The sequence below is a fragment of the Candidatus Hydrogenedentota bacterium genome (assembly GCA_018005585.1).
Taxonomy (GTDB): domain Bacteria; phylum Hydrogenedentota; class Hydrogenedentia; order Hydrogenedentales; family JAGMZX01; genus JAGMZX01.
In genome coordinates, this window is sequence record JAGMZX010000074.1 from 1 (window position 1) to 15,233 (window position 15,233).

The 15,233-nt window shown below is 64.6% G+C and carries 13 protein-coding genes; 4 read left to right on the forward strand and 9 right to left on the reverse strand.

Going from position 1 to position 15,233, the window contains the following annotated elements; genetic code table 11:
- Nucleotides 1-144: 144 nt before the first annotated feature.
- Together KA184_13370 and KA184_13375 are read right to left on the reverse strand one after the other, a co-directional pair.
- Nucleotides 145-1,056: a phosphatase PAP2 family protein gene (locus tag KA184_13370; protein ID MBP8130562.1), complete on the reverse strand. Its 912-nt coding sequence runs from the start codon at nt 1,054-1,056 to the stop codon at nt 145-147.
- Between the two features lie 112 nt (nt 1,057-1,168).
- Nucleotides 1,169-2,941 (reverse strand): hypothetical protein, encoded by a 1,773-nt coding sequence (locus tag KA184_13375; GenBank protein MBP8130563.1) that lies wholly within the window; start codon nt 2,939-2,941, stop codon nt 1,169-1,171.
- Between the two features lie 164 nt (nt 2,942-3,105).
- Between KA184_13375 and KA184_13380 the strand changes: the two genes are divergently transcribed.
- The 4 genes from KA184_13380 to KA184_13395 all read left to right on the forward strand — a co-directional run bounded on the left by KA184_13380 (nt 3,106) and on the right by KA184_13395 (nt 7,342).
- Nucleotides 3,106-5,256, forward strand: coding sequence for a penicillin acylase family protein (locus KA184_13380; GenBank protein MBP8130564.1), 2,151 nt, complete (start codon nt 3,106-3,108; stop codon nt 5,254-5,256).
- Nucleotides 5,253-6,260 (forward strand): phosphotransferase, encoded by a 1,008-nt coding sequence (locus KA184_13385; GenBank protein MBP8130565.1) that lies wholly within the window; start codon nt 5,253-5,255, stop codon nt 6,258-6,260. The genes KA184_13380 and KA184_13385 overlap by 4 nt, the downstream gene beginning before the upstream one ends.
- 83 nt (nt 6,261-6,343) lie before the next feature.
- Nucleotides 6,344-6,847: a 5-(carboxyamino)imidazole ribonucleotide mutase gene (gene purE / locus KA184_13390; protein MBP8130566.1), complete on the forward strand. Its 504-nt coding sequence runs from the start codon at nt 6,344-6,346 to the stop codon at nt 6,845-6,847.
- 42 nt (nt 6,848-6,889) lie between these two features.
- Entirely contained in the window at nt 6,890-7,342 is a 453-nt protein-coding gene (locus KA184_13395) for a hypothetical protein (protein ID MBP8130567.1), read from the forward strand.
- A 258-nt stretch (nt 7,343-7,600) separates the two neighbouring features.
- Here the strand turns inward: KA184_13395 and KA184_13400 are convergent, their stop codons facing one another.
- From KA184_13400 to KA184_13430, 7 genes are all read right to left on the reverse strand, one after another.
- Complete coding sequence (locus KA184_13400; GenBank protein ID MBP8130568.1) at nt 7,601-8,764, reverse strand: glycosyltransferase; 1,164 nt, start codon at nt 8,762-8,764, stop codon at nt 7,601-7,603.
- Nucleotides 8,765-8,816: 52 nt separating this feature from the next.
- On the reverse strand, nt 8,817-10,073 hold the full coding sequence (locus KA184_13405; protein MBP8130569.1) for a glycosyltransferase: 1,257 nt from the start codon (nt 10,071-10,073) through the stop codon (nt 8,817-8,819).
- A 40-nt stretch (nt 10,074-10,113) separates the two neighbouring features.
- Complete coding sequence (locus KA184_13410; GenBank protein ID MBP8130570.1) at nt 10,114-11,067, reverse strand: glycosyltransferase family 2 protein; 954 nt, start codon at nt 11,065-11,067, stop codon at nt 10,114-10,116.
- A complete protein-coding gene (locus KA184_13415; protein ID MBP8130571.1) occupies nt 11,064-12,230 on the reverse strand; it encodes a glycosyltransferase family 4 protein in 1,167 nt (388 codons plus the stop codon). The genes KA184_13410 and KA184_13415 overlap by 4 nt, the downstream gene beginning before the upstream one ends.
- Nucleotides 12,231-12,236: 6 nt before the next feature.
- Complete coding sequence (locus KA184_13420; GenBank protein MBP8130572.1) at nt 12,237-13,568, reverse strand: hypothetical protein; 1,332 nt, start codon at nt 13,566-13,568, stop codon at nt 12,237-12,239.
- A gap of 70 nt (nt 13,569-13,638) precedes the next feature.
- Nucleotides 13,639-14,427 (reverse strand): WecB/TagA/CpsF family glycosyltransferase, encoded by a 789-nt coding sequence (locus tag KA184_13425; GenBank protein ID MBP8130573.1) that lies wholly within the window; start codon nt 14,425-14,427, stop codon nt 13,639-13,641.
- The gene (locus KA184_13430) at nt 14,424-15,071 is read right to left on the reverse strand and encodes an acyltransferase (GenBank protein ID MBP8130574.1); all 648 of its coding nucleotides are present in this window, start codon (nt 15,069-15,071) and stop codon (nt 14,424-14,426) included. Before KA184_13430 ends, KA184_13425 begins: the two co-directional genes overlap by 4 nt.
- Between the last annotated feature and the right edge of the window lie 162 nt (nt 15,072-15,233).

Here is a 15,233-nt window from a genome sequence, read left to right on the forward strand (position 1 = left end):
GCCAGCGCGGCGACGCGACGATTACGCTGGCGCGCAAGCCAATCGCAGTGACGGAATGCGACCTCATGGAGGAGCACGACGTTCCGGCCGAAACGCGGGGAAGCGAAATCCGCTTCTACATCAAGCCCTGGGAGATTCGTACGTTCAAGGTGCGGTTCTAGGCGCGGCGCCCGCGTCCGCGCGGCTCCGGGCCCCGCGCAGCGACGGCCCGCCAAGCGTGAAGAAGACGAGCGTGCCGACGGCGAAGCCGAGCAGGCCTCCCATGAGCACGCAGAAGGGGAAGTGCGCGGCCGTGTACACGCGAGAGAGGCCCTGCAGCGCGCCCCAGCCCAGCAGCGCGGCGCGGCCCTTCCGGCTGCGCACGTACCAGAACAGCGGCGTAATCGCCGAAAACGTGCCCGAAGTGTGCCCCGACGGGAAGGAATTCGCGCCGGTCAGATGCTCGTCGGGGATGGAGCGCACCTGTTCGTTCCAGGGCTTGTTGGCTTCGTTGAACGGACGGGGGCGCGCAATCGAGTCCTTGATCGGCTGCGTGGCCCGGAAATCGGTGAGGTACACCGACAAGAGCATGAGCCAGAACAGGTGGCCGAACCGGCGCATCTGTTCATGGTCCATCTTATGAAAGACATAGGCCATGACGCCGAGGGAAACGAGAAACGCCGCCACTTCCAGAACGTTTACGCCGCGATACGCGGAATTCGGCCAGAGTTTGCCGAAGGCGGCCAGACCGGCCATCACGACCGCGGTGGCTGCCAGCAATCCCGAGAAAATGGACTTGTACGCGGGCAGAATCCGGTAGAGGCCGTAGGCGACTATCCACGCGAAGAACGAAACGATGAGGACCGGGTTCGTATAGTCCGTGAGCGCCCGGAAAAACTCGTCCACGACGGGCAGGTACGCATCCGGGTTGATGGCCGCGAGAATAGCCTTGTCCAGTCCGTCCACGACGGGCACGACCCAGAGCCCAGCCGCGTAGACGATGCCGTAACAGGCGGCAAAGCCGAGCGTCAGCGCGGCGATTCGCAGCACGAGTTTCCAGACTGTTTTTTGTTGCATGGCGCTTCCAAATAACTGTTTGTTTTCCAGCTTTGACCGATCTGCGGCCCGTCCGGTTTTCGTGTATCCGGATGGGTGCGCCTTCGCGAATAGTGGCCGCGCGCCCGCGGCGTCAGTCGAGCCACTCGCCGGTGTTCGCGTTGTAGGTCCTCGCAGGCGCGCTTCGGGTCTTCATGGTGATCCGCCGCAGGCCCGCGCCCAGCATGCGGGCGTCGGTCGAGCCCTCGGTCACCTCCTTGGGGTGCCAGCCTTTCACGCGAAACGTCAGCACGACGGTGTTTTCATCGCAAGGAGGGATCACGCCGGAAACCGTCGCGGCGCCTTCCTGTTCCGGGAATCGGATGATCGGCGTGTCACCGAGGTAGAGTCCATTTCCGGGCGCAACGGCGTGCGCGGGCAGGCGCAGGTCAAGCGTGATGGTGTACTTCTTCCCCGGCTCGACGGGCAGCCGCAGCACCGAATCGGCGCCGGACCACCGTTTCGTGCCTTCGCCATCGGGCCATTCCGACGCGTTTTCCGGACCGTGCCAGCCGCGCAGGTAGCGGCGGTCGCCCCCCGCGCCTACCTGGACCGCGTAATGGCGCAGCGAACCGCGCGGCCAGGCAACGCGGCTTTCCTCGTTCAACGCGACCTGCGCGCGGTCGCCGGCGCGGTTGTCGCAGACCAGCCCGCCGGACGCCTGGTTTCCTGAGATAATGGCCGAAAGCACATCGGGGCCGACAAGAACGTGCGTATCGCCGTCGGCGAACGTATTGCCCTGCAGGATGCTCTTGCCCGCGTCGAGCAGGATGGCGGGCGAGCCCGCAAGGGTGACGTCCCAACTGCAGAAGTTCGTGCCGATGACCGTCAACTGTGTCCTGGCTCCGCGTTGCCAGATGCACCGGTCGATGGGCCCCCAGAACGCGCAGTTATTCAGGCTGATTTTACCTTCGCCCGCCTCGGGCGCAATCTCGATACAGACCGAGTCCTTGCTGGCCCAACGGCCCACGAATTCGCCATTCGTAATAAGAAGCCCCCACTCCTGCAGGTCTTCCACGAGCACCGCGCGGCGGCAGCAATCCGCACCGATACCCACAAAGCTTCCGTTGCACGCGCCGTTTTCGGACTTGGAGAACTTGTATCCCGCGCCATAGCCAAAGCAGAACGTGTGCGTGACGTACTGCCAATCCGTGCGCGCGAACTCGAAGGCGACTCCGTTCTCGTTCACCCACAGGCAATAGGGGTCATCGATCCGGTAGGTCACCCCGAAGGGCCAGAAATGACAATTCTCAACGCGCGAGATATCGTAACAGGCGTCGATGTAGAGGCCGCGCATGCCCGGATAGCCGAACACATTGCGGATAATCATGCGCGCGGAATTCTTGAAGTACAGCGCTTCATACGGGTTGATGAGGCAGCAGTCGATAACGGCCGCGTTCTCGACGTGCTCGCCCGCCACAGCGGGCGGATACGGCGCGGGCGGCACGTCAGTCTGCTTCCATTCCGGATAAGTGACGATGACCCCTGCCAGGGTAGCGCATGTGCCCGCAAGCCGGATGAACGGGGCGCCTTCGCGGCTGCCGCGCCCGGCATAGGCATGCAGCACCGTGCCCGCGAGTTCCGGGCCCTTCCCGAAAGTGGAATTCGGCGGCGTGCGGAACGTGCCCTGCAGCGTCACGCCCGCGGGAATGGACAGCGTGCCGTTGAGCCGGTAAGTGCCCGCCGGCGCGGTGACCACGCCGCCGCCCGCGGCGCTGGCCGTGTCAAGGGCCTCTTGAAAGGCTGTGGTGTCGTCCGTGGTTGCGTCGCCTTTTGCGCCGAACGTGCGGACATCCCATTCGGCTGCGGCAATGCCGCTGCAAAGGAGCGCGAGCGCCCCGATAAAACAGGTTGCGCGTCTGTACATGAGGATTCCTCTCTTTGAAACCCGTGAAACCATGGCCCGATGCAAACCCGTCAGATACGATGGTACCACAATCGGTTGCGCCTTGATTGAGGCCGCGCCTATGATGCGATATTCTACCCGCTCGCAAAGCAACGCACCCAAAGTGCGACACCGAGGAGTTGAACGTGCAAGCATCACATCCTTCTCGCATGGAATCGAAGTTGCGCCATGGCGCGCCGGCGCCAAGGATTGCCTCCGGGGTTCTCTGCATCCTCTTCGCGGCGGCGCTCCCGGCGGCAGCGGAACAGACTGTCACCATCTACCGGGACACGTACGGCGTGCCGCACATCTACGCGGACACGCCGGCGGCGGCCGCTTACGGGCTTGGCTACGCGCAGGCGGAAGACCGTATCGAAGACATCTTCAAGAACGTGCACACCGCGCTGGGCACGATGGCGGAGCACTTCGGGCCGGAGCACGTCGAGATTGACTACGCGATGCGCATGGTCCAAAACGCGAAGCTGTGCGAAACGTATTGGCAGACCGCGCCGCCGGAAGTGCGCGAACTCGGCGACAGTTACGTGCGCGGCGTGAACGCGTACCTCGCGGAACATCCGGAAAAGAAACCGGAATACGCCATCGACTTGCAGGGATGGCATTGCGCGGCCATCGGGCGGACCATGCTCCTGCAATGGCCACTGGGCACGATCATGGACGATTTCCGCCAGCGGACGGAGAAACCGCCGTTCGCGTCCAACGCATGGGCCGTCGCGCCGTCCCGCTCCGCCGGAAAGTGCGCGGTCCTGCTCACTGACCCGCATCTTACGTGGGAAGGCCTCGCGGTGTTCTATGAAGCGCGGGTAACCGGCGGCGGCCTCGTCATGAACGGGTTCTTCCTCGTGGGCACGCCCGCGCTCGCGCTGGGTCATAACGCGAACGTAGGCTGGGCCTGCACGACGGGCGGGCCGGACACGTCCGACGTGTACGCGCTCCGGGTGCGCAAGGCCACCTTGGGCTTCCAATACCTGTATGATGGCGAATGGCGCACGCCGGAACTGAAGGTATTCACGATCAAGGTGAAGGGCGAGAAACCGCGCGCCATGCCGGCCATGTATACGGTGCATGGCCCGCTCCTGGAAGAACCGGACCTGGAGAAGGGCGTCGCCTATGCGGGCAAGACGCCGTACATGGACGACGCGGGCTTCTTCAATCAGCAATACGCCATGTGCATGTCGCGCGATGCGAACGAATTCTTTGAGGCGCTGCGCCTGGACAGTTTCATGGAACAGAACATCCTCTTCGCGGACCGCAAGGGCAACATCGGCTATGCGCGCGTGGGCCGCACGCCCATCCGGCCCCAAGGCGATTGGGACTGGACGCGGCCGGTGCCCGGCGACACGTCCGCCACTCAGTGGCTCGGCATCCATGACCTGAACGATCACGTCTGGATCATGAATCCGCCCCAAGGATACATGCAGAACTGCAATATCAGCCCGGCGAACATGATGGAAGACTCGCCGCTCACGCCCGGCAAATACCCTGTCTATATGTACAATTGCACGTGGGACAAGGACAATCCGCGGGGTCGGCGCGCCGTGCAGTTGCTCGCGGCGGACGACTCGATCACCGTGGAGGAAGCGAAGGCGATCGTGATGGACGTGTACGACATTGCGTCGAAACCCTGGCAGGACGCGCTGCACCAGGCATTCGAGCAGGCTGGCGCGGAAATCCGCGGGAACGCGGCGCTGGCGGCCGCCGTCGCGGATATCCTCGCCTGGAATTGCGAATTCACGCAGGACAGCGGCGCCGCGCCGCTCGTGCGAGTCTGGCGTTTGAAATGCCAGGACAAGGTGGATGTGGCCGCCATTGCCGAAGGCAAGCCGCTCTCGCCGGGAGACCAGCAGGCGATGCTGGAGCAGTTGTCCGCGGCGCTGGACGAGATGAACCAGATTTACGGCGGCAGGCGCGTCCTTTGGGGCGACGTGCAGGTGGTGGGGCGCGGCGGCCAGTTCTTCCCGTGCGACGGCGCAGATTTCGGCGGCGGCGGGAACAAGACCGAGACCCTGCGCGACGTCGAGGCCGACGAGTCCCCCGCGGGCTCGGGCCGGTTTGTGGCGAATAGCGGCACGATGGCCGCCATGCTCATGTTCTTCCACGAAGACGGTATCGAATCTTACACATGCACACCGTGGGGACAGAACGCGGATCCGGAATCGCCGCATCATGTCGACCAGGCGCGCGAGCTCTATTCGAAACGCGCGATGAAGCCCACGTGGTTCACGCGTGACGAATTGATGCAGCATCTGGAATCGGAGAAGGTTCTTACCATTCCGTGACGCAGAAACTCAGCGGACTCGAGGTCATCGCGGAGGTGATTCGGCGGCATTACGATGTCGGCGAAGTGCGGCTTCCGCAACCGCTGGAGGCCGCCCATCAGCGACGGCACCGCAAGATGGTAGTCGACACGGACGCCGGCCGTTTTCTCGCCAAGACGTACAAGTGCGACCCGGTCGTGCTCGATTCGTTGCGTTTTCAGCACCGGTTGTCCGATCACCTCACCGCAAACGGCCTGCCCGTGGCCGTGATTAAACGCGCTCGCGACGGCAAGGGCATCGTGGAGATGGAAGATTGGGCGATGGAGTTGCAGCAGTTCATCGAAGGCGGTTCGATGCCGCTCACGGCGCGCACGCTGATCACGTCCGCGCGCGCTCTCGGCGAATTCCATCGGGTGTGCCGCGACGTGCCTTGTCCCCCGCGCGATGCGCGCATGTGGCGCTTCAGCGACGTGCCCCGCGCCGCGTTTCAGGAGCTGTTCCAAAAGGCCTGTGCCGAGACGGAAGAACAACACATCGTCCCCTACTGCAACGCCATCGCGCTGTTTCTCCACAATGCGGCGGACACGCTCAGCATCGAGCGGCGGTCCGAATTCGAGACAGGATTGATCCACGGCGACTGGCACGGCGGCAATCTCATGTTCCAAGGCGAACGCCTGGCCGCGATCGTCGACCTGGAATTCGCGGGCGATGGTTGCTACCTGGAAGACATCGCGTACGGCATGTCCAACCTGTGCCTGCGCACCACGCCGGAACACGACGCGCTTTCGGCGCGGGCCAATATCCTGCTCGACCACTACCAGTTCAGCCGCAGCCTGTCCTACGCGGAGATGGTCGCCTTGTACTACGCGGTCGGCGTCAAACACATCGCCACGGTGTCGTATCAACTGGTGCAGCAAAAGGCCAACGTGGCCGGGTTGAGCGCCGCGCACTGGATGGAAGTGCTGGCCTCGCAATGCGAGTGGCTCAACGACCGTGCGCACAGGGCCCGCTGGGGCGAATCTTGAGCGGCGGCGCATTTGGATTTGCAGGCGCGCGTCCTTAGACTGGTGCGCGTTGAACGCTGTTGCGCAGACGGGGAGAACATGCTATGGCATCGCCAAAGAAGACACTGGTGCGAATCGTCATGGGCAGCAAGTCCGACTGGGATACGATGTCCCGTGCGCACGGGGTGCTGAAGGAATTCGGCGTGCAGCATGAGTGCCGCGTACTCTCGGCGCATCGCACGCCGGAGGAGTTGGCCGTCTGGGTGCGCGCCGCGGAGGCTGAAGGCACGGAGGTCTTCATCGCGGGCGCGGGCGGCGCGGCGGCCTTGCCGGGCGCGGTGGCGGCGCTGACCACCGTGCCCGTTCTGGGCGTGCCGGTGCTGGGCTGGGCGCTCAATGGCGAGGATGCGCTTTACGCCATGGCGCAGATGCCGCCGGGCGTCCCCGTGGGCACGCTCGCGATCGGCAAGCCGGGCGCGACGAACGCCGCACTGCTCGCGGTGGCGATCCTCGCCAACAAATACCCGGAATATCGCGAACAATTGCAGGCGTACCGCCGCGAACGGGCAAAACAGGTGCTTGAAGAACGTCTCCCCGTGGAAGAGTGACGTGGGACTTCCGCCCTGCGCCCCGGAAAGGAGGATTATTCTATGCCCCCGCAACAACCGCAGACCTATGCCAATCACGTCGTCATTCCGAAGCTTTACATTGTGCAAGTCCTGCTGCTGCTTGGCGTCTGTGTGCTGGCCGCTCTGGCCTGGAACAGCGGCGCGGACCGGCCGGCCGTGGCGCTGCTGGCCTCTGCCGTTCTTCTCCAGGCGATCACTGGCGTGAGCATGGTCATGAAGTCGCGTATTTACGCACTGACCCTGCAGGACCGCATCGTCCGACTCGAGATGCGGATACGCCTTGAACGCGTCCTGCCGGATGATGTGAAGCCGCGTATCGGGGACTTGACGCTGCCGCAATTGATCGGCCTGCGTTTTGCCTCCGACGAGGAGATGCCACACCTCGTGAAGAGAGTACTTGACGAAGGCATCGCCTCAAGCGATCCGATCAAGCGCCTGGTAAAGAACTGGCAGGCAGACCATCAGCGGGTGTGACGAGGATGCAATGCGGTGGACGGTCTCGAGGCGCGCTGGAATCGAGTTCATGCGCACATGACCGCATATGCAGGCAAATGAACCTCCGCGAAAGACCACGCGTCTGCGCACGAGGAGCGGAAACAGCTTCGTTGCCTCGCTCCTCAAGTCGTTGAAAGACCTGGTCACGCCCGGATAGGGCGCAAGCAAGGCTCGCAGTTGCCGAAGTCCCCCGTTGGTCACGTCATGCTGCGGCAAGGGCGTCTGTGTCCCCCAGGATTATTTCCGTGCTTCGTTGCCCGGGTCGAGTTCCCGGTCGCGGGGTGTGCGTTGCCACGTTTGGGGTCCGCGGCGCAGCAGCAACCGCAGGAAAAGCGCGCCTTTCCAGGCCATGAAGACGGGCACGGCGGCGAGATAGAGCCAAACGCGCACGGGGGCGCGGCGCAGAATCAGCCCGGAGAACACGCACCAGGCTACCGCGGCGGCGCACAACGCCACGGTGACGGTCAAGGCCTGGTGCGCGAAGAGGCTCGCCAGCCCGGCGGCCAGAATCAGCGTTACAAGCATCGAAAGCGGCGGCACGAGCATGTCGAGCACGGCGTCCATGAAACGCCAGCGGCGCGTGGTGACCGCGCGGCGCAGCACGACGGGGAAATACCGCTTGAAAAGGTCGAGCTTGCCTCCCTCCCACCGCGCTTGCTGGACCGTAGCCTGCGCGCGTCGCGTTGCGAGCTCGCTCGTCACGCGCGCGGCCGGATTGTAATGGACCAGCACGTTGTCCAAGAGCAGGCGCCGTGAAAACTCGACGTCCTCCGCAAGCGAATGGGCGGGCCAGCCATAGCGGAGCAACAGCGGCGTGCGGAAGGCCATGCCGCTCCCTTTGAGTTCCGCGGTGCCGCCGAGCGCGTTCCTGCCCGCGGGGCGCACGTGATTGATGACGCAGAAGCCCAGATACCCCAGCGCCGCGCGCCAGTTGACCTCGGGATGAGCGACACTGTTGGAACCCTGGACCGCCTGAACGTCCGGCACGGCGAGCGCGGCGTTGAGTTCGCGCAGGAAAGCGGGGTCGATCCGCATATCCGAGTCCACGAACGCGACTGCGTGAAAGGTCTCGAGTTGCGCGCGATGCACGGTAAGGAACCAGTCGAGCGCGAAGCCCTTGCCCCGCTTGTCCGGGTCTTGCCGTTCCACAACGGTCGCACCCGCGGCCCGCGCGAGTGTGGCGGTGTCGTCGTCGCAGTTGTCCGCTATGACGAACACCTCATAGGAATCCTTTGGATAGTCGAGTCGCCCGGCGTCGTCCAGAATGGTCCCTATCTGGCCGGATTCATTGTGGGCCGGCATCACCAGCGCGAACCGCAGCGCTCCGGCTCCGGCCACGGTGCCCGGCCGGAACAGGTGGGCCGCGCACGAGATAACGAAGAGATACCCGCATACCAGCACGAGATACGCAACGGGCGCAATCAGAATGAGCGTAAGTATTGAGCCCCCGGCGTTAATGGGCGGCCCCTCCAGGCTCGAGCGCGCGCTGGAACAGAGTGTCCAGCTTGCGCGCTTCCGTTTCCGTCCGGTGCTGTTCGGTCACGATGCCGCGCCCGGCCCGGCCCATGGCGCGCAGCGTTTCCACCGGGGCATCAAGCGCTTCGTTCATGGCCCCGGCCAGCGCCTCCACGTTGCCCGCGGGAACGAGCCAGCCGTTCTCGCCAGGCCGCACCAGCTCAGGGATGCCCGCAATATACGTGCTGATAACGGGCCGTTCCAACGCGAGCGCCTCCATGATCACGACGGGCAACCCCTCCGCGAAACTGGGCAGCACCAACGCTCGGGCGGCGAGCAGGTGTTCCTGTACCTGCGCCTCGTCCTGCCAGCCGGCAATGGTCACGCGGCCGGCCAGGCCGTGGTGCGCGATGCGCGCTTCGACGGCGGCGCGCATTTCGCCGTCGCCCACAAGCACCAGGCGCGCGTCCACATCGCGGCCCAGCAGACTCGCAAACGCCTCGACCAGCAGCAATTGTCCCTTCTGCGCGGAAAGCCGCCCGACGCAGACCAGGGTGCGCGAATCCGGGTCCACGGGCCGTGCGGCCGCGCGCCAGCTTTCGCCGACGGTGCAGTGAACGACATGGATCTTGTCCCAGGCCTCGTACGGAACCCACCGGCGCAGTTGGGCCGCGCCGAAATGCGATACCCCCGCGACGAAGACCGCATCGACTATCTTGTCGCCGAGGCTTAAGCCGATGGCCGCGTCGAATTCGTCGGGGCCGTGAACGGTCATGCTGTATCCGGGCCCGCCAAGACGGCGAATCAGCCGGGCGACCGCGGCGGCATTGGTCCCGAAATGGACGTGCACGTGGCGAACGCGTTCCCGCCGCAGGATGGGCAACAGGAACGCCGCTTCGGCCAGATAGGCGAAATGACGCAGCAGACCGCGCTCGCTGCGCCGGTGCATGGCAAGGGTCGTGCGCAAGGCGCGCAGCGCGGCGGCGGGCCGCGCGAGCAGCGTCCGCGCGGCCGTGAAGAGCAGCTTTCCCTTCGGTTGCGCCAGACAGCAGAACGTGCGCGCGGCCTCGGCCTTGTCGGCAGGGTCCACGACGGCCGCGCTCGCGCGGATCGAGAACCGCGGAATCTCGTAACCGAGCGCCTCAAGCCCCGCGATTTCACGGCGGATGAACGTGTGGCTGATACTCGGATATTGCGTCGTGAGGTAGGCGATACGAGGCCGCGCCGCGGTCCCTTCTCCGGCTGGTTGCGTCATTGCATTGATATCACTTTCCACTTTCGTTGGACCGGTCCCGCTAACTATCGCGGAAATCCGCCTGCGCCCGCAAGACGGATATGGGCGTGAAGGAATCGCGCCACGCGCGGCGCACCTCGCGCAGGCGGTCCGCGGCTTCCCGACTGCCGCGCAGACGCTGGCGCGCCGCGGACAGCGCCAGCACGGCGCAGTCGAGCCGGTATGCGCGGCGCGCGGCGCGCAACCCGTAATGCTTACGGAAGCAGTAATACTTGCTGCGGTACAGGTGACGCAATGAGAACACGCTCAGGCCCGCCGCCGCAACAGACGCACCGCCGTGGTGGACGACGACCGCCTCGGGGCAATACCGCACGCCGGCGCCCTCCTTGCGGGCAGGAAGCATCAGGTCCGTTTCTTCTTCATACAGGAAGCATTCCTCGTCGAACCCGCCGACGCGCGCGACAAAATCGCGACGAGCCAGAAAACAAGCACCCGACACCATGTCCACGCGCGCGCCGGAGCGATGCTCGTCTTCACGCAGCCAGTTTCGCAGGCATGCGCACCGTTCCGGAAAACGGGCTTCCATTCCCGTCAACGACCAGCAGGCGCGCAGCGGCGTTGGGAACCGCCGGCACGAGGCCTGAAAACGGCCGCCGGGATAGACCAGTTTCGGCCCCACCAGCACGCATTGGGCGTGCATTTCCAGGCAATGCAGGAGCGCATCCAGAGCGCCTTGCGTCAATTCGGCGTCCGGATTCAGAAACAGCAGGGCCTCGGCGGCGGATGCGCGGATGGCGCGGTTGTTCGCCGCGCCGAAACCCAGGTTTTCGTCAAGCGCAATCAGGCGAACCGCCGGGAATTCGGATTGCACCATGGCTGCGGAGCCGTCGCCGCTTGCGTTGTCGACGACGAAAACGGCGCGCAGCGGCGCGCCGCCATATCGAAACACCGAAGCGAGACACGCGCGCAGCAGGTCGCGCGTGTTGTAACTGACAATGACCACGTCCGCCGTCATCGTGCGCTCCGGTCCGCGCGCAGGCGTTCGAGCATGCGCGCGGCGGCGCCCGCCCAGGTGTACTGGCGGCGCACAAACGCGTGTCCTGCGCGGCCCATCTCTTCAAGCAGCCGGGCATTGCCCAGCAGTCCCACCAGCGCGCGGGCGAGCATCTCCGAGTCGTACTGCGTAACCAGCCTTCCGGTTACGCCATCCACTATCATTTCGGGAAACGCGAAGCGCGCGGGCAGCACGCACGGCACGCAGCAGTTCTGCGCCTCGATGACGACAATGCCGAAGGGCTCGAAACTGCTCATGATGCAGAAGACCGATGCTTCGCTGTAGTGGCGGAGCAACCGGTCGAGCCCGCCGGGAACATCCTTGCGGATGCGGCCCACCACCTCGACGCCCGGCTCCGCGATTTGCGGCTCGCACCCGATAATGCGCAGCCGCGCGCCGGGCATCCGCGCGCGCACGCGACGGAACGCGTCCAGGATAAGCGGGCCGCCCTTTCGCTCGAACTCGCTGCCTACAAAGAGAATGATCTGGCCGTCATAAGGGCCGTGCGGCAGCGGTTCGGCGTAATAGTTGGGCCCCGCTCCGGCCGGCAGGATTCTTTCCCGGGGAATACCGTAGTCCCGCTCGACGGACGCCGCCGCCCACCCGGTCCGCGGAAACACGCAGGCGCAACGCTCAAAGACCTGGCGCTGCCGCTCAATAATGCGCCGCGCGTGCGCTTCCGAAAACAGGCCGAACTCCCAGGCGCGCGCCTCATACACCTGCGCGGCAGTGGCGTCAAAATAGCAGTAGAGCGGCACGTCGAGGCGTGGCAGGTAGCTTGTGCCATACATGAGGCAGGCATTGAAACCAGGGTTCGCGGCGGCGATGCGCTCCGCGCGGCGGGTCATGCGCATGAAAGCCACGCGGCTCCAGCGATAACGCTCCTCGATACCGAAGCGGTCGAAGCCGCGCAGCCGCTGGACCCAGGGCGCACGCCGGGCAAACGGGTCGGAGAACCCCGCGACATTGCCCTTCTGATGGACACAGCCCAAGTCGCCGAGTGCGCGAAAGAGGCTGCGCGCGGAACCGGAGAAGGGGCGCTCATCGTCCGGGTCGCCCGCGCACAAGAGCAGCAGACGCGGGTCCATTCCTATGTCGGGGCTTATGGCGCCGGGCAGCGGCATGGGCAATCAGCCGGGTTGCCGGGCGGGTGCAAACGCGCCGCCCGTCTCGCGCGGCAGCGAAGGCTCCGTCCGCACCCAGGCGTAAATGCTTGTCATGGCCGCGAGGCACAGAAGCAGATGCACGTCGAAAGCAGCGTCGATGGTGACCATGGCAAGCGCGATAGAACCAAGCACGGCCACCGCGGCGGCGCGCTTCGCGAACATGCACCCCCGCAGATGGGCCATGACTCGCAACGCTGCGTACATGCCGTAGAACCACCAGCCCATGTAAAAGAACGTGCCAAGAAAACCGCGATCGAGCAGACTGATGAGCATTTGCGAATCCGTGGCGCGGCCCTCGATGCGGCCGCCGCCCCAGCCGCCATACCCGAACATGGGACGGAACTGAATCACGCTCTTGTATTCCTGCCAGGCGTCAAGCCGGTACTGCAGCGATGCGGCGCGTTCGGCGCTGACGGTCGCGATATCTTCGACAAAGGCGTGGCCGGGCCGCATGCCGATGAACGCGATGAGCAGCCAGGTAATGGCGATGGCGGGCAGCACGTACGCCAGAAGCCAGAGGCGCTGTACGGCGAAATACCCGGCAACCAGGATAGCGAACACAAGGTACGGGCCGAACGACATGGACAGCAGCAGACCGCCCAGCGGCGCAAGGAATACCCAGCGGCCCAGAGGCCCGAGCAGCTGCTCCAGGTCTTTGCGCATGGGCAGCAGGGCAAGGAACGCGGTGAACGCGAAGAAACGGCCCAGCGCAAGTGCGTGGGAAAAACACACGATGGGCCGCCAGAAGCCGCCGCGAAAATGCTGCTGGAACACGTGCTGGAAATAGCCGTATAGCATGGTGTGGAGCTGCGGGCTCATGCGGAATTCCCACAGCGCGAAGGGCGCGTACACCACGCTCGCGGCTATCATCCAGAGGAGAAACGTGCGCACCCCGCCTGGTGTGCCAATGTGGATACGCGCCAGGAGCACCGGCAGAATGAAACCAAAGAAGAACGTGAACGTGCGCGAAATGCAGTAGGTTAACGCTTCGTCGTTCAAGTAGGCGCTCAGAAACGCCACCATTAAACAGGCAAGCAGCAGCAGGTCGCCGACAATGAGCGTAAAACGGTCGAACGCGCGCGGGTGAAAAACGACCGAGCCGATCAGAACGCCGATGAACGCAACGTTGTTCTTGTCGATGTCGGGGATACCCGGCAGTTCAATCTCCTGCGCTTCCGGCAGCAGCAGGAGTCCCAGCAACACCGCGAGCGAAAACCCGCGCGCGCGGTTCTGGTCGAACATGAACAGCGCCGACACCGGAATCCAGGCAAGCAGCGCCACCTGATAAGGAATCATCCCGAGTTCTTACCTTCAATGCGTCCACATGTCCTGCACGGTTCGAAGCGCAGCCAGACGAGGGCGCCGGCTACTCTTCAGGCCGCGAAGACTCTTTCCGCCGCCGTTGGCGGGACTCGCGCCAGAGCAGCTTGAAGATCAGCATATCTTCAACCAAGTATCGGTGCCACAAGCGGCGCGGCTCCTGGCATAAGCGCCAGAGCCACTCGAAACCGGCCTTCTGCACCCACTTGGGCGCGCGCCGGATTCTGCCCGAGACAAAATCGAACGTGCCGCCCACGCCGATCATGACCGGAACACTAGCCTCGCCGTAATGGCGCCGCATCCACAATTCCTGTTTGGGAGAGCCAAGGGCCACGAAACAGATATCCGCTTGTGACGCCTTCAACTGTTGCAGGACTTCCCCGTTACGCGCTTCGTTGAGATGAAAACCGTATTCGGGACAGTCCACTCCCGCAACACGCAACGCGGGATGCCGCCCCTTGAGAATCCGCGCCGTGGCCGCGGCCGTGCCCGGATATCCGCCCAGGAAATACACGGAATAGCCGCGTTCCGCGGCATATGCGGCCAGGGCGGGCACCAGATCCGAACCGCTGAGTTTCTGGCGCAGGGGCGTTCGAAACAGCCACGCGGCCCACAGAATCGGAACGCCGTCGGGCAGGACCAGGAAAGCGCCCGCGTAGGCATGCTGAAAATCAGGGTCGCGGTGGTAACGGCAGACGTGGTCCGTGTTGGGCGTGACGACATAACCGGGCTCGCGGGATGCAATGCGCAGGTCAATGCAAGCGCATAATTCCTCATAGTCAAGACTGTCAAATGCAACGCCCAGAATGGTCACTTTTGGGGGCGCCGTATTCATAACAAGCTCGGCGCTCCACGCGCATTACCGGGGTTGCCCGCGGCGCGGCGCTCGCCAATCTGGCGCGCCGGCGCCCCGGCCGCGATCGTATTCCCGGAGACGTCCCTCGTCACGACGCTGTTCGCGCCGACCACGGCGCCCGCGCCGATCGTGACTCCCTTCAACACGGCGACGCCGCGGCCGATCCAGGCATTCGCCTCTATCCGGACGGGACTGCTCACGTGCCCTTGCGCCCGGACGGGAATGTCGCGCACCATGCCGTGGTCCGCGTCGCGGACACTGGAGTACTCGCCGATCATGACGCCGTCGCCTATCTCGATGCCCGCGTATGCCACGAGTATGACCCCATCGTTGATAGTCACCTCCCGGCCAATGTTGATGGCGGCCGTACCGTAGGTCTCAAAGAACACGTTTCTCCCTACTCTCGAACCGGGGCCAATATGCACGTTTCCGGCGCCTTCCACGGTCACAGGCCCCACGAATTGCACCCCCGCCGCCACGCGGCCTCGCAACTGGGCGCGCGCCCTGGTCTCGAAACGGAACCGCCGGATGCGCAGCGCAGCAGGCTCCCAGAAACGGAGCACCGTTCCCAGTGCCTGGGCTGCGGCTGAACGCAATGGCACCAGCGGCGCGGGCAACCTCATTATAAACGGCCTCCGCTGCCCACTGGGGCGGACCCTTTCGCACAGACATCCTGTATTCTCACGCTACCAGGCCTTGTGGGAACCACGACCTTGCCCGGACAGCCCCAAGCCACCTCCGAACATCGCACGAATCACGCGCCAAGGTCGCGCTCTCGGATCTGC

Bases quoted from the DNA above. Each gene is read 5' to 3' on its own strand.
- KA184_13370 (MBP8130562.1), bottom strand. From the start codon at position 1,056: ATGCAACAAAAAACAGTCTGGAAACTCGTGCTGCGAATCGCCGCGCTG.
- KA184_13375 (MBP8130563.1), bottom strand. From the start codon at position 2,941: ATGTACAGACGCGCAACCTGTTTTATCGGGGCGCTCGCGCTCCTTTGC.
- purE (MBP8130566.1), top strand. From the start codon at position 6,344: ATGGCATCGCCAAAGAAGACACTGGTGCGAATCGTCATGGGCAGCAAG.
- KA184_13395 (MBP8130567.1), top strand. From the start codon at position 6,890: ATGCCCCCGCAACAACCGCAGACCTATGCCAATCACGTCGTCATTCCG.
- KA184_13405 (MBP8130569.1), bottom strand. From the start codon at position 10,073: ATGACGCAACCAGCCGGAGAAGGGACCGCGGCGCGGCCTCGTATCGCC.
- KA184_13410 (MBP8130570.1), bottom strand. From the start codon at position 11,067: ATGACGGCGGACGTGGTCATTGTCAGTTACAACACGCGCGACCTGCTG.
- KA184_13415 (MBP8130571.1), bottom strand. From the start codon at position 12,230: ATGCCGCTGCCCGGCGCCATAAGCCCCGACATAGGAATGGACCCGCGT.
- KA184_13420 (MBP8130572.1), bottom strand. From the start codon at position 13,568: ATGATTCCTTATCAGGTGGCGCTGCTTGCCTGGATTCCGGTGTCGGCG.
- KA184_13425 (MBP8130573.1), bottom strand. From the start codon at position 14,427: ATGAATACGGCGCCCCCAAAAGTGACCATTCTGGGCGTTGCATTTGAC.
- KA184_13430 (MBP8130574.1), bottom strand. From the start codon at position 15,071: ATGAGGTTGCCCGCGCCGCTGGTGCCATTGCGTTCAGCCGCAGCCCAG.